This window comes from Maribacter sp. PR66 (assembly GCF_028464205.1).
Lineage (GTDB): Bacteria > Bacteroidota > Bacteroidia > Flavobacteriales > Flavobacteriaceae > Maribacter > Maribacter flavus.
The window spans coordinates 26,728-44,492 of record NZ_JAQPCH010000011.1; the positions used below are offsets into that span (position 1 = coordinate 26,728).

The window sequence follows — 17,765 nt, forward strand, 5'->3', positions numbered from 1 at the left end:
CTTTTTGGGACGGCTTTCAAAACTTTTGTGACTATAACGCTGTTATAATTTAGCGAAGAGTTTTTGCATCTTTTCCTGTTCCTCGTCTGCCAAGGCAGGGTCTACCAAAATCCGACCACTGTGCTCATCTGTTATAATCTTTTTTCTGGAAGCGATTTCCACTTGAACCTGTGGAGGAATGGTGAAGAAAGAACCACCGGAAGCGCCCCTTTCAATAGGTACCACGGCCAATCCGTTCTTAACATTGCCCCTTATACGGGCGTAGGCTTTTACCAAACGTTCCTCAATCAAATCCTGATATTTCAAGGATTCTTCCAAAAGCGCTTTCTCCTCTTTTTCGGTCTCTGCCAAAATAGCGTCCAATTCGCCTTTTTTATGCTTTAAGTGCGCTTCACGCTCTGCCAACTTCTCTTTGGTATCGGCGATCACTTCTTTCTTCTGCTCAATCTGTGCCTTGAATTCCTTGATGTTTTTCTCAGCAAGCTGGATTTCCAACTCCTGAAATTCCAATTCCTTGCTTATGGAGTTGAATTCGCGGCTGTTCCTTACATTCTTTTGCTGCTCATTGTATTTTTTTATTAAGGCTTTTGCCTCCTCAATAATGTTTTTCTTGGCGCCAATTTCATAATTGATGGTTTCCAAATCGGTCTTAAGCTTATCCAACCTTGTTTTTAGGCCAAGCACATCATCCTCCAAATCTTCTACTTCCAAGGGTAGTTCTCCACGTACGTTCCTTATTTCATCTACTCTGGAATCAATCAATTGAAGGTCATACAACGCCCTTAACTTTGCTTCTACAGACGATTCTTCTTTTTTTGCCATATTTAAAAATACTTGATAGGATTTGTTATACTTTCCGATAAACGGATTGCAAAATTAGGAATTTTTTTCGTAAGATAATCAACTAAAAGGTTTTTTGTAAACTGCTCAGTTTCAAAGTGTCCAATGTCCGCAATGACCATTTTATTTTCTGCTTCGTAAAACTGATGGTATTTAACGTCGGCCGTAACGAAAACGTCGGCTCCCGCGGCTTTTGCGGCTCCTATGGCAAACGCCCCGCTTCCACCTAAAACCGCCACTTTTTTTACGGGTGAATCCCTCAAATTGGAATGTCTTACCACTTGGGCCTTCATCGTCTTCTTAAGGTGTTCCAAAAAGGATGTTTCCGACATGCCTTCCTCAAGTTCACCGATCATTCCCATGCCTATCTGTTGATTTCTGTTCTCCAAGGAATATACTTCATAGGCCACTTCCTCGTACGGGTGGTTTGTCATCAAAGCATCCAAAACATTTAGTTCAGAGGACCTTAGGTAGGTCACATGGACCATTGTTTCCCTTTCAGAATGCGTCTTTCCAATTTCTCCTATCGTTGGATTACTGTTTTCGCCCGCTTTATAACTTCCTGTTCCTTTAAGCGTAAAACTACAATGGCTGTAATTGCCGATATTTCCGGCACCCGCTTCAAAAAGTTTTTTCTTGAGCTTCTCTGCTTGGGCCGATGGAACATAGGTCGTGAGTTTACGGATCGTATCCTTTTTGGGTATCAGTATCTCATTATTGATAAGGCCCAAGACCTCACAGATTTTGGCATTCACACCGTTTATGGAATTATCAAGGGCCGTGTGGATGGCATAAATGGCGATGTTGTTCTGAATCGCCTTTAAAACGGTGCGCTCCACATAGTTTTTACCGGTTATCTTTTTTAATCCCCCAAAAATAATGGGATGAAAACTAACGATGAGGTTACAGTCCTTGGCAATTGCCTCGTCCACTACACACTCCAAGGTATCCAAGGTCACCAAAATTCCGTTTACCTCCATGGAACTGTCGCCTACCAAAAGACCGACATTATCAAAATCCTCCGCGTGATCCAAAGGAGCAAGTTCTTCCAGAATTTGGGCAACCGATCTAACCGTCATTTTCAATGAATTATAAGGTTTCCAAAGATAAAATATTATAATTTCGTTCTAATGCAACTCTTGAGAAAACTTCTGTTCCCATTTTCGTTCATTTATGCCCTCGTGGTCCATTTGCGGAACTTCCTGTACGATAAAGGTGTTTTCTCATCCCAAAAATTTGATGTCGCCATTGTTTGCATAGGGAATTTAAGTGTTGGCGGAACTGGAAAGACCCCAATGACGGAATTCCTTATCGTACTATTGAAACCTCATTATAAATTGGCCGTGCTGAGTAGGGGTTACAAGCGCAAATCGGATGGATTTTTATTGGCCGATGAACAAACCACCGTGGAGGCACTTGGCGATGAACCTTTTCAGATACATCAAAAATTCCCCGAGGTAGCCCTTGCCGTTGATGCCAATAGGAGGGAGGGAATCCGGTTATTGTCCGATGCCGTAAAACCTCAAATGATTATCCTTGACGACGCGTTTCAACATAGGAAGGTCAAGCCCCATTTTTCCTTTCTACTGACGCCGTATGGAGATTTGTATACGGATGATTGGTATCTGCCAACGGGTAATTTGAGGGATAGCAAAAAAGCGGCCCAACGTGCGGATATTATTGTTGTTACTAAGTGTCCTTCGAAAATAACAAAGACCGAGCAAGGTACAATTTTGGAGAAGCTAAAACCACATAAACATCAGGTCGTTCTTTTTAGTTTTTTGGATTATGACGATGCCTTTCACGGACTATCGGAAAAGATGAAAGTTGAGGCCCTGCACGGAAAGGAAATTACCTTGGTGACAGGGATTGCCAATCCTGCACCCTTGGTAGGTTATTTAAAATCAAAGGGTCTCACCTTTGAGCATTTGGAGTTCAAGGACCATCATTTTTTCACCCAAAAGGAAATCGATTTGCTGAACCGGAAACGGTTGATCATTACTACGGAAAAGGATTTTGTTCGGTTGCGAAATCACGTATCGAACCTGTATTATCTGCCTGTAATGCATCGGTTTATGGGCGACGGTCAGCATATTATCTATGATGCCCTTACCAAACTTATGAAAGGGAGGTCCTAACCTTTTTATCAAAGATGTTTTCCCCTATTTTCTGATAGAATATTTCTGGCTTAAAGGGCTTTGTTACCACATCGTTACACCCAGCGGCGTAAAAGCTCTCCACGCTATCGTCCAGAGAGATGGCCGTAAGTGCAATGATGGGGGTGGTTTGGTTGAATTTTCGAATTTGAATGGTCGCCTCTTCCCCACTAATGCCCGGCATGTGAATATCCATTAATATGGCATCATACTCATTTTCCTTGGCGAGTGCAACAGCCTCTTCTCCGCTTCCAGCAATATCGCAGCTGATTTCCTTTTTGTTGAGCATTTTCTTGGTAATCACCTGATTGATCTTGTTATCCTCCACCACCAAGATGTGTAGTCCCTTGAAATCATATTCGCCTTTGGTAATTTCAAAAGCAATTTCATCCTCCAGCTCTTCCTTACTTTTCATATCGATTTCAAAACTGAAGGAACTTCCTTCGCCCAAATTGCTCCGCAGCTCAATCTTACTCTCAAAAAGACCCAAAAGACTTTTTACAATGGTAAGTCCCAATCCGGTACCACCGTATTCCCTATTTATCTGAATGGATCCTTGCTCAAAGCCATCAAAAATACTTTGCTGTTTTTCTTTGGAAATACCAATTCCGTTGTCCTTTACTTCAAAATAAAGGGTGACATCCTCCCCATTTTTCTCCTTGAGTTTACAGATGACCTCCACAATACCCCCACGGGTAAATTTTATGGCATTGCCAATAAGGTTCATAAACACCTGGGAAAGCTTCAGCGGGTCGCTCATCAAATGATTTGGAATCTCACTATCATAATCCAAAATCAATTTTGTCTTGTTTTCCTTTGCACTCTGTTGCAGGGAATCCATCACTTCATTGATGACCTTTTTCAGATTGAACTCCATGTGTAAGGGCTCCAGTTTATTGGCATCGATTTTATTGATGTGAAGAATGTCATTGATAAAGTTCAAGAGATAATCCCCGGAAAACTTCAAGGCCTTTAAGTGCTCTTTTTGATGTTCGGCGGGGTTCTCTTCCAATAATAGATGGGTAAGCCCAGTTACAGCGTACAATGGTGTGCGCAATTCATGGCTAACCGTTGATAGAAAGTTGGTTTTGGCCTCCATGGCCTGTACGGCCCCATCCCTGGCTACTTGTAGTTCCCTATTTTTTGTCTGCAAAAGGTCGTTCGTCTTTAATTTGATCTGATTGTTTCTATAGAGGGAAACCGCCAATAAAGAGATTATAATAAGAAATGCAGAGGTTAAAATAGCCGTTAGCTCAGAACGGTTTTGGGATTCCTTCAATTCCTGTATGGTATTTTGTTGTCGCGCTATTTCTTCGGTTTTGTAATCGTCCCTAATTTTATCCGCTGTTTTTGCCTCGACACGAACTTTTTCTATTGTGAACAACGAATCTTGAATGTCCAGTAAGTTTGTGCTATTCGATAACGCCTTTTCATAAGCACCCAACTTTCCATAGACTTTTGCCAGCAGGGAATTAGACTGTCTAATTTCGGAAAAGAAACCATTGGTATTGGCAAGGGCCAGGGCCTCTTCACCATTTTTGGCACTCTCCTCAAAATTTTCGGTTTTATAATGTAACTCTGCCAGTCCTAAATAACCACGTGTAGACAGGTAGTCCTTTTCATAAATATCAGAGTTTACCACCAATGAATTCAGGTTTTTTGCGGCACTCTCATATTTTTCCAGCCTCAAGTAGACCAATGCTTCCGTCAGTAAAATATTGTTGAAGAAATTTCTGTCGTTATTGAGTTGTTTTGCCTCGTTCAACATAAACAATGCCTGATAGCTTTGATCCGCTCTAAAAAGTAAAATCGCTTCAATATATTTATGTATTGCATCACCATAGGGGTAAGCAATATCGGCTAATAAGACACTGGTTCTGTCCCAATAGAATTGGGTGTCCTTTTCTCTATCCAACTTTAAATAGAGAATTGCAAGCTCGTGGTAGCAATCGATCAACCCTTTTATATCTTCGTCCTTTTCGGCTTCTTCCGCTGCCTTGTCAAGCGTTTCAAGGGCCTGATCAATCTTGTTCTGATTCCGGAGTCTGCGCGCTTGGTCAAAATAAGGATCCATATCCCTAACTGGAACCGTATCTTGGGAACGAAGGGATAACCCCACTATTAACAAAGCAAAAAGTGGTAGTAGCTTTAAAAGTTTTTTATGAAAGTATGTCTTTCTCAAATGTACTTTTTCGTTACCATTAACCGTATGAGATCGATAATTCTACTACTGTACCCCGTTTCATTATCATACCAACCAATAATCTTGACCATTCTTCCAATTACGGAGGTCATTAGTGAATCAAACGTACAAGAATGAGAACTATTGTTTATATCAATGGAGACTATGGGGTCTTCCGTATAAAAAAGTATGTTCCTTAGTTCATTTTTCGACGCTTTTTCAAAAGTATCATTAATTTCCTTTATTGTGGTATTTCTTTTAACATTGAAGGTAATATCTGTCAATGAACCGTTTGGCACAGGAACTCGTATTCCACAGCCGCCAATTACATCTTCCAAATCTGGAAAGATGCTAGTCAAGGCTTTTGCCGCTCCCGTGGTCGTAGGAACGATGGATTGACCCGCCGCCCGTGCCCTTCTTAAATCCTTGTGGGGCTGGTCGTGCAAACTTTGGTCCGATGTGTAGGAGTGGATAGTAGTGATATATGCCTGCTCTATGCCACAAAGGTCATTGATGACTTTTATCATTGGGGCCGCATTGTTCGTAGTACAGGATGCGTTGGATATAATCTGGTCTTCCTTGGTTAATATCGATTCGTTTATACCATAGACCACCATCTTTATATCCTGATCTTCGGGTGGTACTGAAAGAATAACCTTTTTTGCGCCGTTTTTAATGTGATTATCTAAAGACTCCTTAGTCTTGAATTTCCCAGTACTTTCAACCACCAAATCTACTTGGAGCAAACCCCAGTCAATATCCTTTGGGTGTGATTTGTTCGTTAAGGCTATTTTGGTACCATTGACAATCAAGGTATTTTCTTCAAAAGCGACTTTGCCTTTAAATACACCGTGAATACTGTCGTATTTGAGTAAATGGGCGAGCGTTTCCGCGTTCGCAAGGTCGTTTATAGCAACGACCTGTAGGTCTGGATAGTTTTGAACGAGTCTGAGAAATGTTCGGCCAATTCTCCCGAAACCATTGATTCCTATTCTGATTTTTTTCATTGTTACCGCAATTAAACAGAAATCTTTACAGGTCTCAACGTCTCCAAGAATGTGCTATTAATGAATATGTTTATGCGCCTTGTACGAAGAACGAACCAAAGCCCCACTCTCTATATGTCTAAAACCCATTTCCAGTCCAATTTCCTCGTATTTTTTGAATTGGTCTGGGGTAATGAATTCTTTTACCGGAAGGTGTTTTTTGGAAGGCTGTAAATACTGTCCAATAGTTACCACATCTACATTCGCCTCCCTCAAATCCCGCATGGTTTGGATAACTTCTTCTTCCATTTCACCAAGACCCAACATAATGCCGGACTTTGTCCTGTTCACACCATTGGCACGCAAATATCTTAAGACTTCCAAACTACGTTCGTATTTAGCCTGTATCCGTACCTCGCGTGTCAACCGTTTTACCGTTTCCATATTATGCGAAACCACTTCGGGGGAAACCGCTATGATTCGGTCCAAGTGTTTTTCAATTCCCTGAAAATCGGGAATCAACGTTTCTAAGGTTGTTTGGGGATTCATTCGTCGAATTGCCTTAACGGTCTCCGCCCAAATGATGGAACCCATATCCTTGAGGTCGTCCCTGTCCACGGATGTGATAACGGCATGTTTTATGCCCATAATTTTAATGGAACGCGCTACTTTTTCGGGCTCTGCCCAGTCAACATTTTCCGGACGTCCCGTTTTAACCCCACAGAAGCCGCAGGACCTTGTACAAATATTGCCAAGAATCATAAAGGTCGCTGTACCCTCGCCCCAGCATTCGCCCATATTTGGGCAACTACCGGATGTGCAAATGGTGTGTAGATCATACTTGTCCACCAAACCTCTTAGCTGGGTATATTTCTTACCTGTGGGAAGTTTTACTCTTAACCACTTTGGTTTTCCTTTGGGAGGAGCCACATTTTCTTTAACTGCTACGGACATGCCTAATTTTTTTACAAATATACGAAGTAAATAGTCTAAAGTTCAATCTTGAAAGGGGTGTACCAAATTCTTGCTGAATGGCCCATTTTCTAATAATCCCAGATTATGTACTAGAAAAGCTTTTGTAGCAAAAAATCCCGGCCTAATTGGGTGGCAGGCAGGCAGGCCTTCAAAATAAAAAGCTACGCCGTATTTTCAATTTCACCATAGTGGTGCTATGCCAAAATTTCCAAACCACTTTTATTGGCACCGCCAAAGGGTTTAATACCCCGGCTTGCCTCGAAATCAAAAGTTCGTTTACAAAGAATGCCCCTTGGGCTTGCCCCGAGGTGGTTTACTTTATTGCGCTTTTTACCTTCACGATCCGCTCCTAATACCATGTGCCGGGATAAAAGGAACTATCTTCTGTTGCGTATGATTTCGGCTAGAAGCTTTTTGGCTCGAAGAATTTTCACCTTGATATTGTTGATGGGTTCGTTCAGCTTCTCTGCGATATCGGCATAACTAAGTTCATTGAAATAGCGAAGGTTGATAACCTCCTGATAATGGGGTTTCAAGCTTTTGATATCCCGAAGCAAATCGGCCAAATTCTGTTCTTGGATGAGTTGGTCCTCCATGGAAAGCGCATCGTCATGTACTCCTTTTATGGCATCATCGTTTCGTTGCGAATCCAGAAGACTTTTCTTCCGCTTCCTGACCAAATCAATATGAATGTTCTTTGATATAGTTATCAGCCAAGTTTTAAATGAGAATCGAGGGTCGTACGTATTAATTTTGTCAAAGGCCTTGGAAAATGTCTGTATGGTGATATCCTCGGCGTCATTTTCGTTTTCGGTGCGTTTTAGCTGAAAACCATAGACCTCATTCCAAAACCTATCCAGTAATCTACTGAATGCTATCTGATTACCTTCTTTGGCCTTGATGATAATGTCATGAACGTCCTCTGTCAATATGATGGTAAAAATTTAATGGGTACCTAGGAGGTCACGGCCTCCTTTTTGCAATCCTGTTCCTCTGGAAGTTTACCGCACATGCCACATGCTTGGCCATCCTTGTTTAAATAGGGACTTTGGCTAGCGCACGTTCCGGCGAACTTCCCGTCCTTCTTGGCCCATATTTTTATGGCTATGCCAGAGATAGCCAATGCTAAAAGTCCAACGGTAAGGAGTATAAGTTTCATGTATGTGCTTTTATTGTAGATTCTGATTTCTGACTGAAGAACCCTTGGATTCCAATAGTACAGGATCCTGATTTTTTAATCCGTTACAAAGGTAAAAAAATAAAGCCCCAATTTGGGGCTTTAAGACTACTTTATAATATGGGCACATCAGTATGCGATGTTCGCCACAATATTGTCCACCGTAGGGATTTCATTGCCACCCTTGGGCTCAATGGTGATGTAGCCCATCGCATTTTCAGCATATGGAAGTGCCAATAATTTCTGACTATCTCCTGCCTCTTCAATAATGCCCAGGTTCAACATTTCGCCATTCACCTCGGCCCACATTTGGAAACACTGGTTTTCCGGTAAATTAGGGAGGTTGCTTACATTGATATAGGACAATTTTTTAACAGGATTTATATATGCGACCGCCTTCAGTTCCTTCGCTTTTTTATTTCCGTTAACATTGAATTTTCTTGTACTTGGATTGTTTAGTACAATGAATTGGTTTCGAACATCTTCCAATTGTTGTTTCATATCCGCTTCCAACAATTTTATCTTGTTGCTTACCATGGAATTTTCTTCCTGTAAATTCTGGTTTTGGTCCCAGAAGAAAAAGGAAGATCCCGCGAAGATCATTGCCACGATACTGGCCGCGATCGCAAACCTGAAGAATTTTTTCCTTCCCACCCGTTCTGATTTTATGCGGGCGGTAATTTTTTCCTTCAACCCTTCAGGGGATTTGATGGCATGGAGCTTTGCAAAAATCTCCAAACTTTCCTGTAGTTCATTGTAAGCTTCCCTTACCTCAGGATACATGGCAATGTACTGCTCTACCTTTGAAGCCTCCAAATCTGTGGTAGTCCCAAGAAGATAGTTTTCCAGTAAATCCGTTTCCAAGAACTTTTTAATTTTATCCTTCATAACTATATCATATTAATGAGAAGCAAAAGCACTGCAGGGCCATAAACTTTCCTCAATTCGCGCAATCCGATTTTTAACCTGGATTTAATCGTTCCAAGGGGAATCCCCAATTCTTCACTGGCCTCTTGTTGGGTCATTCCCTGAAAAAACAAAGCGTCCAGGACGATTTGATACTTTTCCTCGATCTTGTCCAGATGTTCTTGAACATCCATGAATTCAGGTCTTGTACTTTCAATTCCTAAATTATATACGTCTGAAACGTCTATTTGGATTTCCTTATCGGTTTTTGTATTTAAACTTCTTAATTTATCAATGGCGGTATTTCTGGTTATCCTGAACAGCCAAGTAAAAAGTTTTGCTTTGGTGGGGTCGTAGGAATCGGCTTTTTTCCAAATTTTAACGAAGCTTTCCTGTAAGACATCCTGGGCCAACTCCTCGTTTCTAAGTACCTTATTGGCAACCCCCAAAAGTGTGTCCCCGTAATTGTCGTACAATAGGGAAATGGCCTTGTCATTCCGCTCCTGCAATAGCTCAACAATATGTTTTTCAAGTAGTATGCTCATAGCCTAGCGGGGATGCTTAATTTTTTTTTAGGTGCAAGATCCAAGGTAGGTTGTTCGTCCGTATATCCATAAACGCTAATTTATAAAATTGATTGCTAAAGCGGCGTTATCTAAAATATTATCTTATAAGTGAGCAGCTGGTAACTGCCACTTAGTTTTTGGTTAGTTTGGTTTGGTATAACCCCTGGGATTTTATTTCAGGGGTTATTTTATGAGATTGACTTCGGGCTCAATGGTAAAACCGAATTTAATTCGTACTTCCTCAATAATCATATGGGCCAAATTTAATATATCGTTTCCGGTCGCGCTTCCATAATTTACCAAAACCAAGGCCTGTTTCACGTGCACTCCCGCATCCCCAAAACGTTTCCCCTTGAAACCACTTTGTTCAATCAGCCATCCAGCCGGAATCTTATAGGCTTCTTCCGAAACTTTATAAAAGGGAGCCTCCGGGTATTTAGCGATGAACTCCTCAAACACTTCTTTGGATATTACGGGGTTCTTAAAAAAACTTCCGCTATTACCCAGTTCCTTGGGATTTGGTAATTTACTGTTTCTAATAGTTATAACGGCGTTGGAGATGTCCTTTATGGTAGGTGATTTACAATGGTTTCTTTCCAATTCCTCGTTTATGGCACCGTAACTGGTATTGATCGCATGGTTCTTTTTGGTAAGCCTTAGTATTATCGAAGTAATTACATATTTATCCTTGCCCTCATTTTTGAAAAATGAATCCCTATACCCAAACCGACAGTCTTCTTTTGAAAAATATACCAATTCTTGATCGGCCCTTCGTATGGCTTCGCACCCCACAAAAACATCCTTTAATTCAACCCCGTAGGCACCTATGTTCTGTACGGGCGCGGTTCCCGTATTTCCGGGGATCAACGACATATTTTCCAGCCCACCAAAATCCCGTTCCAAGGTCCATAAAACCATTTCATGCCAGTTTTCACCGGCCATCACTTTAAGTTCAACACGGGAATCATCTTCATTTTCGATAAAAATGCCCTTTATGTTGATATGGATGACCAAGGCATTGATATCCTGGGTTATCAACATATTGCTGCCTCCGCCCAAAATAAACTTGTTTGGATAGGAATTGTCGGCCAAAATCCGCTGAAGTTCCGCTACCGAATTTATTGCTACAAAGAACCTCGCCTTGGCATCGAGGCCAAAGGTATTGTAGTCCTTTAGGGAATAATTTTCGTGTATTTGCATGCTTTGTAATTTAGGTCAGCAATTGGCTTATTGAACACATCCTTATTACCAATGTGCGGATGGCAATAATGATTCTTCAAAGAAGGTTTCCCTAACCGATATAGGTTTTAAGGGCCTCGCCCAAGATATGAACCGCCCTTTTTAGGGAGGCCTGGTCCAGTACATAGGCTATCCTAATTTGGTTTCTGCCCAGTCCTTCCGTGGCATAAAAGCCTGCTGCCGGGGCAACCATGACGGTTTCGTTGTTTACCCTAAAGTCCTCCAATAACCATTGTGCGAAATCATCCGCGTCCTCAATGGGCAATTCCGCAATGCAATAGAAAGCGCCCTGTGGTTTGGCCACTTTTACTCCGTCCAATTTTTCAAGTTCGGAAATCAATAGATTTCTACGGGCAACATACTCGGTCTTAACTTCGTCAAAATAATTTTGAGGGGTTTCCAGGGCTGCCTCACTAGCTATTTGCGCATAGGTCGGCGGGGAAAGTCGCGCCTGCGCGAATTTTATGGCCGTTGAAATCACTTCCTTGTTCTTGGAAACCAAAAAACCTATTCTGGCCCCGCACATACTGTATCTCTTGGAAACGGAATCCACGATAATTCCGTGCTGCTCCAAAGAAGGTTCCTGCAAAATTGAATAATGGTCCTTGTCATCATATACAAATTCCCTGTACACCTCGTCGGCAATAAGGAATAAATCATGTTTGAGAACGATTTTGGCCAGTTTCCTAATTTCCTCCTCGCTGTAAAGATATCCCGTAGGATTCCCCGGATTACAGATGAGGATGGCCTTTGTTCTTGGGGTAATCAATTTCTCAAAATCCTCAATGGGAGGTAGCGCGAAATTGTTTTCCAATTTGGATACTACGGGAACGACCTTCACGCCACTTGCCGTGGCAAAACCGTTATAATTGGCGTAAAATGGTTCGGGGATTATGATTTCGTCATCGGCATCGGCAATGCTGCCCATGGCAAAGGCGAGCGCTTCGGAGCCCCCTGTGGTAACGATGATATCATCGGCAGTGACCGATATTTTATTTTTTTGGTAATAGGCCGCCACTTTTTCCCTGTAAGCTTCTGAGCCTTCGGTTCGGCTATATTCCAAAACATTCAGTTGGTTATTTTTTACGGCATCCAAGGCTATTTGTGGCGTTTTGATATCCGGTTGCCCTATGTTTAGGTGGATTACGTTGGCACCTTTTTTCTTGGCATTTTCCGCAAAGGGGACCAATTTTCTAATGGGGGATTGCGGCATCGCAAGCCCTTTTTGGGAAATTTTAGGCATGTCAAATACTTTTTGACAAAAGTGGCAAATGATTGGGGAATCTACAATATATGGGCTGTTTATTTATTGGTAATCATAATCGGTAAACAAATGCTAGGCTTCAATCACTATCCATTCATTATTGCCGATGGATTCTTCGTGGATTTGCCCCTGGGTAGATAACCCATTAAATCTTTCCTTTCCGAAGCTAGTAAGTTTTTGTGAAATGTTAAAATATACCGATGTGGTGAAAAATTCCGTATCTTACTATTGGTCAAACTATTGGAAACGAACATGTTAATAAGGCGCTTGAAATTTTTGTTGCTATTGATGGCACTGCCCATAATTGGTAGTGCACAAGGGTATTCGTTGCCCGAAGATCAAAAGTTCGAAAAAATTCGGTTCCAATTGATCAATAATTTGATCGTTGTCCCTATCGATGTCAATGGTACGGAATTATCGTTTGTACTAGATTCTGGGGTCAGTACACCTATTTTGTTCAATCTTTCCAATCAGGATTCCCTAGAGCTAAAGAATGTTTCCGAAATCACCATCAATGGGCTTGGCGAAGGGGAACCGATAAATGCCTTGAGTTCCCAAGGAAATTATTTTAAGTTGGGCAACGTCCGAAATTTTTCCCAAAAACTATATGTTGTGATGGACGCAGGTATCAATTTCTCCCCAAGCTTGGGCGTTCCCATTCATGGCATCATCGGTTACGATCTGTTCAGGGATTTTATTGTGGACATCAACTATTCTGCCAATACCATTAAATTTTATAACCCCGAAATTGATGCGCCAAAATTGGGAAATAGGTATGAGACCTTACAAGTTGAGGTTGTTAACAGAAAGGCCTATATGGATGCCACCGTTTCGCTGAAGGGTGTGAAAGCTATTCCTGTAAAAATGTTATTGGATACCGGTAGTAGTGACGCTATTTGGCTCTTTGAGGACGAACGTATCCAATTGCCCAAGGAATATTACGAGGATTATTTGGGAAAAGGTCTCGCCGGGGACATCTATGGAAAAAGAACCAAGGTGGAAGGAATCCAGATTGGGGGTTTCGAACTATACGATGCAAAGGCCGCATTCCCGGATATGCTGTCTTTTAGCACCATCAAGGACTTGGGCAATAGAAATGGTAGTTTGGGAGGGGAAATATTAAAGCGATTTAACATCGTATTCGATTATCCCAACGGAAAAATCAGTCTCAGGAAAAATTCGAATTTCAAAAAACCTTTTCATTATAACGTAAGCGGTATTGATTTGCAACATGTCGGAGTTCGTTATGTTTCAGAAAGGATTGCCGATGTTAACGGTATCGTTGTAAGTAGCGAAAGGACGTACGGAAACGTTCAGATTTTGTTGGAAGGCGCCACCCGATTGAGCCTTGTCCCAGAAATTGTGGTTTCCGGTATCAGGTCTGGAAGTCCGGCACATTCTGCTGGTTTACAGGAAGGGGATATTATTTTGGCCGTGAACGGCAAGCGAATCCATAGATATAAAATCCAGGAAATAATGGAGATGCTCAATGAAAAGGAAGGCAAGCGGGTGAAGGTGCTTGTGGAAAGGGCCAATAACAATTTGTTGTTCAGTTTTGTGCTCAAGGACCTTTTCAAGTAAACTACTTTAAGGAAAGTCTTTTAGGCTCTTGAAGTGAACGAAGGTTTCATTGCATATAATACCATTTCCAATTTAAAAATGAGCCAATTTACTTGTCCATTTTTCCTCTACCTTCATTGTGGAAATTGCGAAGAACTCAAGCTATTTGCAATCTCCACGGCTTCGGTACAGAAAAAAGCAACGGCGTAAATTTTGGCCCATTCTTAAACCAGAACTGGTATAAAGCTTTGGGGAATAAATCCTTAGGCAGTGCCAATAAAAAAGCCCTCCATTCGGGAGGGCCTTTAAAATCTTTTGGAAACGTATTACTTGGTTCCGCTAGGAGCTTTTACTTCTCCCTTAATTTTCAAAATCTTTGTTGGGGTCTCCGCATTTGACGTAACGGTTATCGCTTTTCTAATGGGGCCAACACGATTGGTGTCATATTTTACCTGGATTTCCCCAGTTTTTCCTGGCATGATGGGATCTTCCGGTTTTTTAGGGATGGTACATCCACAGCTTGAACGTACATCGCTAATGATCAAAGGCGAATTTCCTGTATTCGTGAATTCGAACACCCGGACACCGTCCGAACCCTTTTCGATTTCACCGTAATCCACGGTTTCCTCCTTAAACTCAATTTTTGCCGCGCTATCCTGGGCTTTTAGGCTCATTCCAAGCAATCCGACAAATAATACAAGTACAATTTTTTTCATCATTCTTAATTTAGGATGAATCTCAAAATTAATTCTTTTCAGAACAACTCCAAAATCCTTTTGTTATACTCTAACGTTACTTATTTTTGTTTCGTATTTTAATAGTGGAAAAACGGTACGGATCTTTGAAAATCCATTCCGTTTTATTTTTTCCACCCAATGTATTTCAAAAACTGTTCCAAAATGGAAATAGCCTCAAAGTATGAGCCGCATCAGGTTGAAAAGCGCTGGTATGACTATTGGATGAAACACAATTACTTTCATTCCACGCCAGATGACAGGGAACCCTATACCATCGTTATTCCGCCTCCAAACGTAACCGGGGTGCTGCATATGGGGCATATGCTCAATAATACCATACAAGACGTTTTGATACGACGTGCGCGTCTCAAAGGGCGCAATGCCTGTTGGGTACCGGGTACGGACCATGCATCCATAGCAACGGAAGCCAAGGTAGTGGCAAAACTTAAGGAACAGGGAATCCATAAGAACGAGATATCCAGGGAGGAATTCTTGGAACATGCCTGGGACTGGACCCATGAATACGGCGGGGTCATCCTGGAACAGTTAAAAAAACTGGGATGCTCCTGTGACTGGGACAGAACAGCCTTTACCATGGACAAGGAACGCCATGACAGTGTAATCAAGGTATTTATTGACCTTTTTAAAAAGGGACTCATCTATAGAGGTTACCGAATGGTCAATTGGGACCCGGAGGCCAAAACCACCCTCTCTGACGAGGAGGTAATCTATGAAGAAAAACAGGGGCTTTTGTACTATTTGGAGTACTCAATAGAAGACTCCGATGAAAAGGTGACCATTGCAACTACAAGACCTGAGACCATACTGGGCGATACCGCCGTTTGTATCAATCCCAATGATGAGCGTTATGCGCATTTAAGGGGCAAAAAGGCCATTGTACCGCTTTGCAATAGGGTAATTCCAATCATTGAGGATGAGTATGTTGACATAGAGTTTGGAACCGGATGTCTAAAAGTGACCCCGGCCCACGATATAAATGACAAAGCGCTGGGAGAAAAGCATCATTTGGAAACCGTTGATATTTTTAATGACGACGCAACGCTGAATTCCTATGGTCTGCATTATGAAGGCAAGGACAGATTTGTAGTACGGAAGGAAATCGCCAAGGAATTGGAAGAAAAGGGCTTTTTGGTCAAGACCGAACAGCATTTGAATAAAGTGGGAACTTCGGAGCGTACAAAGGCGGTCATAGAGCCCAGGCTGTCCGATCAGTGGTTCTTAAAAATGGAGGAATTGGTAAAACCTGCCATAAGGGCAGTTTTGGAGTCGGACGATATCAAGTTTTTCCCTAAAAGGTTTGACAATACCTATAGGCATTGGATGGAGAATATCCGTGATTGGAACATTTCCAGACAGCTTTGGTGGGGGCAACGCATTCCCGCCTACTATTTTGGGGATGGACAAGATGATTTTGTAGTGGCCTTTGATGCCGAAGTTGCATTGGATAGGGCCAGGGAAAAATCAGGGAATCCCAATTTGACCATGGCCGATTTAAAACAGGATGAAGACGTGCTGGATACTTGGTTTTCTTCCTGGTTATGGCCCATAAGCGTGTTTAATGGCATTCTTGACCCAGAGAATGAAGAGGTCAAATACTATTACCCCACCAATGATTTGGTTACGGGGCCGGACATTCTTTTCTTCTGGGTAGCCCGAATGATCATTGCAGGATATGAATACAGGGATACTAGGCCTTTTGAAAACGTCTATTTTACCGGCCTGGTCCGTGATAAGCAACGAAGAAAGATGTCCAAGTCCTTGGGCAACTCTCCCGATGCCCTAAAACTTATCGAGGAATATGGTGCAGATGGAGTGAGGGTCGGACTATTATTAAGCTCCGCCGCGGGCAACGATTTAATGTTCGATGAGGATCTATGCCAACAGGGAAAGAATTTTGCGAATAAAATCTGGAACGGATTCCGACTCCTAAAAGGTTGGGAAGTGGCCGATATTCCCCAGCCCGAAGCGTCCAAAATTGGCTTAGACTGGTACAGGGCGAGGTTCAACCAGACCTTGCGGGAAATTGAGGACCACTTTGGTAAATACAGAATCTCAGATGCTCTCATGGCCATTTACAAATTGGTTTGGGACGATTATAGTTCGTGGTTGCTCGAAATTATAAAGCCGGCCTACCAACAGCCGATCGATAAAAAAACCTTCGAGGCCGTTATCCAAATTTTTGAGCAAAACCTCAAATTATTGCACCCTTTCATGCCGTTTTTAACGGAGGAAGTCTGGCAGCATATTTCGGAGCGGGACCCTTCCCAAGCTTTGATCATCTCAAAATGGCCGGAAGCCTATACCGCTGATGAAGACCTTATTGGTCAATTTGATTTTGTTACGGAGGTAGTCGCCGGTATCCGAACCATACGCAAGGAGAAGAACATTCCCATGAAGGAAAGCTTGGAACTATCGGTTTTGAATGAAGAAAATTTGGTTCAGGATTGGGATTCCGTTATCGGGAAGTTGACAAATCTTTCTTCCATTTCCTATGTGGATAAAACGGTGGACGGAGCTTTGTCCTTCAGGGTGAAATCCAATGAATATTTTATTCCGATAAGCGGAGCCATTGATGTGGAGGCCGAAAAGGCCAAAATTGAGGACGAATTAAAGTATATAAAAGGATTTTTGACATCGGTACAGAAAAAACTTTCCAATGAGCGATTTGTAAACAACGCACCTGAGCAGGTGATCGAAATGGAACGTAAAAAACAAGCCGATGCCGAGGCCAAGATAGAAACCTTGGAAAAAAGCCTCGCCAGTTTGGGCTAAAAGTAGCTCGTTTGCCAACCAAATGGGTTAATAATCATAGTGTTAAAGGACGATAGTTGATTCATTATCAGCTAATTTCCATTCAAATCAAAAACACTAAAATTATGAAAAGTCTATTATGGTTAGTTGCAGTTATTTGTATTATCATTTGGTTGCTGGGTATGTTGGGCGTGGTACCTGGCTTGGCAACGGGTAGTTTACTTCATATATTGTTGGTTATTGCCGTGATTGTAGTACTGTACAATATTATTTCAGGTCGAAAACCTTTATAAGATTTCACTTAGAATTAAATTAAAACCAATCCTAGTTCTAGGATTGGTTTTTTGTTTTACACACTGGTGCTAGGCATAAACTTAAAATATATTATTTCGTATCTTGCTAGAA

General features: G+C 41.9%; 16 protein-coding genes. 4 read left to right on the plus strand and 12 right to left on the minus strand.

Translation table 11 applies throughout. The features are described 5' to 3' along the window. Positions 1 to 42 precede the first annotated feature (42 nt). Together PP181_RS15965 and PP181_RS15970 are read right to left on the minus strand one after the other, a co-directional pair. Complete coding sequence (locus tag PP181_RS15965; RefSeq protein ID WP_138259497.1) at positions 43 to 822, minus strand: zinc ribbon domain-containing protein; 780 nt, start codon at positions 820 to 822, stop codon at positions 43 to 45. Between the two features lie 2 nt (positions 823 to 824). Then, positions 825 to 1,919 (minus strand): Nif3-like dinuclear metal center hexameric protein, encoded by a 1,095-nt coding sequence (locus PP181_RS15970; RefSeq protein WP_272637825.1) that lies wholly within the window; start codon positions 1,917 to 1,919, stop codon positions 825 to 827. A 51-nt stretch (positions 1,920 to 1,970) separates the two neighbouring features. Between PP181_RS15970 and lpxK the strand changes: the two genes are divergently transcribed. After that, positions 1,971 to 2,978: a tetraacyldisaccharide 4'-kinase gene (gene lpxK / locus PP181_RS15975; RefSeq protein WP_272637826.1), complete on the plus strand. Its 1,008-nt coding sequence runs from the start codon at positions 1,971 to 1,973 to the stop codon at positions 2,976 to 2,978. Here lpxK and PP181_RS15980 read toward each other — a convergent pair. The 9 genes from PP181_RS15980 to PP181_RS16020 all read right to left on the minus strand — a co-directional run bounded on the left by PP181_RS15980 (position 2,959) and on the right by PP181_RS16020 (position 12,270). Next, positions 2,959 to 5,178 carry a hybrid sensor histidine kinase/response regulator gene (locus tag PP181_RS15980; protein WP_272637827.1) on the minus strand — a complete coding sequence of 740 codons (2,220 nt, stop codon included), beginning with the start codon at positions 5,176 to 5,178 and terminating at the stop codon, positions 2,959 to 2,961. The two genes, lpxK and PP181_RS15980, sit on opposite strands and share 20 nt — an antisense overlap. Next, the gene (gap, locus tag PP181_RS15985; protein WP_272637828.1) at positions 5,175 to 6,185 is read right to left on the minus strand and encodes a type I glyceraldehyde-3-phosphate dehydrogenase; all 1,011 of its coding nucleotides are present in this window, start codon (positions 6,183 to 6,185) and stop codon (positions 5,175 to 5,177) included. Before gap ends, PP181_RS15980 begins: the two co-directional genes overlap by 4 nt. A gap of 57 nt (positions 6,186 to 6,242) precedes the next feature. Further along, on the minus strand, positions 6,243 to 7,118 hold the full coding sequence (lipA, locus tag PP181_RS15990; protein WP_272637829.1) for a lipoyl synthase: 876 nt from the start codon (positions 7,116 to 7,118) through the stop codon (positions 6,243 to 6,245). Positions 7,119 to 7,516: 398 nt separating this feature from the next. Next, positions 7,517 to 8,068, minus strand: coding sequence for an RNA polymerase sigma factor (locus PP181_RS15995; protein ID WP_394347776.1), 552 nt, complete (start codon positions 8,066 to 8,068; stop codon positions 7,517 to 7,519). 26 nt (positions 8,069 to 8,094) lie between these two features. Continuing rightward, on the minus strand, positions 8,095 to 8,298 hold the full coding sequence (locus PP181_RS16000) for a membrane or secreted protein (RefSeq protein WP_138259503.1): 204 nt from the start codon (positions 8,296 to 8,298) through the stop codon (positions 8,095 to 8,097). Positions 8,299 to 8,445: 147 nt separating this feature from the next. Beyond that, positions 8,446 to 9,204, minus strand: coding sequence for an anti-sigma factor (locus PP181_RS16005; RefSeq protein ID WP_272637830.1), 759 nt, complete (start codon positions 9,202 to 9,204; stop codon positions 8,446 to 8,448). Positions 9,205 to 9,206: 2 nt separating this feature from the next. Beyond that, positions 9,207 to 9,767 (minus strand): RNA polymerase sigma factor, encoded by a 561-nt coding sequence (locus tag PP181_RS16010; protein ID WP_138259505.1) that lies wholly within the window; start codon positions 9,765 to 9,767, stop codon positions 9,207 to 9,209. Between the two features lie 204 nt (positions 9,768 to 9,971). After that, entirely contained in the window at positions 9,972 to 10,988 is a 1,017-nt protein-coding gene (gene murB / locus PP181_RS16015; protein ID WP_272637832.1) for a UDP-N-acetylmuramate dehydrogenase, read from the minus strand. A 91-nt stretch (positions 10,989 to 11,079) separates the two neighbouring features. Continuing rightward, a complete protein-coding gene (locus PP181_RS16020) occupies positions 11,080 to 12,270 on the minus strand; it encodes a pyridoxal phosphate-dependent aminotransferase (RefSeq protein WP_154920710.1) in 1,191 nt (396 codons plus the stop codon). Positions 12,271 to 12,579: 309 nt separating this feature from the next. On the opposite strand from PP181_RS16020, the gene PP181_RS16025 reads away from it, so the two are divergent. Beyond that, complete coding sequence (locus PP181_RS16025; RefSeq protein ID WP_272637833.1) at positions 12,580 to 13,872, plus strand: aspartyl protease family protein; 1,293 nt, start codon at positions 12,580 to 12,582, stop codon at positions 13,870 to 13,872. A 305-nt stretch (positions 13,873 to 14,177) separates the two neighbouring features. On the opposite strand, the gene PP181_RS16030 is transcribed toward PP181_RS16025, so the two are convergent. Further along, positions 14,178 to 14,570 carry a DUF1573 domain-containing protein gene (locus PP181_RS16030; protein WP_138259508.1) on the minus strand — a complete coding sequence of 131 codons (393 nt, stop codon included), beginning with the start codon at positions 14,568 to 14,570 and terminating at the stop codon, positions 14,178 to 14,180. A 180-nt stretch (positions 14,571 to 14,750) separates the two neighbouring features. Here PP181_RS16030 and PP181_RS16035 point away from each other — a divergent pair, with 180 nt between their 5' ends. Both PP181_RS16035 and PP181_RS16040 read left to right on the plus strand, forming a co-directional pair. Continuing rightward, positions 14,751 to 17,381, plus strand: a complete 2,631-nt coding sequence (locus PP181_RS16035; protein ID WP_272637834.1) for a valine--tRNA ligase — start codon at positions 14,751 to 14,753, stop codon at positions 17,379 to 17,381. Positions 17,382 to 17,485: 104 nt separating this feature from the next. Next, positions 17,486 to 17,653, plus strand: coding sequence for a lmo0937 family membrane protein (locus PP181_RS16040; RefSeq protein ID WP_154920713.1), 168 nt, complete (start codon positions 17,486 to 17,488; stop codon positions 17,651 to 17,653). Positions 17,654 to 17,765 lie beyond the last annotated feature (112 nt).

What these genes read in the sequence shown, in the direction of transcription:
- PP181_RS16030 (WP_138259508.1), bottom strand. Translation starts at nt 14,570, where the DNA reads ATGATGAAAAAAATTGTACTTGTATTATTTGTCGGATTGCTTGGAATG.
- PP181_RS16005 (WP_272637830.1), bottom strand. Translation starts at nt 9,204, where the DNA reads ATGAAGGATAAAATTAAAAAGTTCTTGGAAACGGATTTACTGGAAAAC.
- lipA (WP_272637829.1), bottom strand. Translation starts at nt 7,118, where the DNA reads ATGTCCGTAGCAGTTAAAGAAAATGTGGCTCCTCCCAAAGGAAAACCA.
- PP181_RS16010 (WP_138259505.1), bottom strand. Translation starts at nt 9,767, where the DNA reads ATGAGCATACTACTTGAAAAACATATTGTTGAGCTATTGCAGGAGCGG.
- PP181_RS16035 (WP_272637834.1), top strand. Translation starts at nt 14,751, where the DNA reads ATGGAAATAGCCTCAAAGTATGAGCCGCATCAGGTTGAAAAGCGCTGG.
- PP181_RS15965 (WP_138259497.1), bottom strand. Translation starts at nt 822, where the DNA reads ATGGCAAAAAAAGAAGAATCGTCTGTAGAAGCAAAGTTAAGGGCGTTG.
- PP181_RS16020 (WP_154920710.1), bottom strand. Translation starts at nt 12,270, where the DNA reads ATGCCTAAAATTTCCCAAAAAGGGCTTGCGATGCCGCAATCCCCCATT.
- lpxK (WP_272637826.1), top strand. Translation starts at nt 1,971, where the DNA reads ATGCAACTCTTGAGAAAACTTCTGTTCCCATTTTCGTTCATTTATGCC.
- murB (WP_272637832.1), bottom strand. Translation starts at nt 10,988, where the DNA reads ATGCAAATACACGAAAATTATTCCCTAAAGGACTACAATACCTTTGGC.
- PP181_RS16025 (WP_272637833.1), top strand. Translation starts at nt 12,580, where the DNA reads ATGGCACTGCCCATAATTGGTAGTGCACAAGGGTATTCGTTGCCCGAA.
- gap (WP_272637828.1), bottom strand. Translation starts at nt 6,185, where the DNA reads ATGAAAAAAATCAGAATAGGAATCAATGGTTTCGGGAGAATTGGCCGA.
- PP181_RS16000 (WP_138259503.1), bottom strand. Translation starts at nt 8,298, where the DNA reads ATGAAACTTATACTCCTTACCGTTGGACTTTTAGCATTGGCTATCTCT.
- PP181_RS16040 (WP_154920713.1), top strand. Translation starts at nt 17,486, where the DNA reads ATGAAAAGTCTATTATGGTTAGTTGCAGTTATTTGTATTATCATTTGG.
- PP181_RS15970 (WP_272637825.1), bottom strand. Translation starts at nt 1,919, where the DNA reads ATGACGGTTAGATCGGTTGCCCAAATTCTGGAAGAACTTGCTCCTTTG.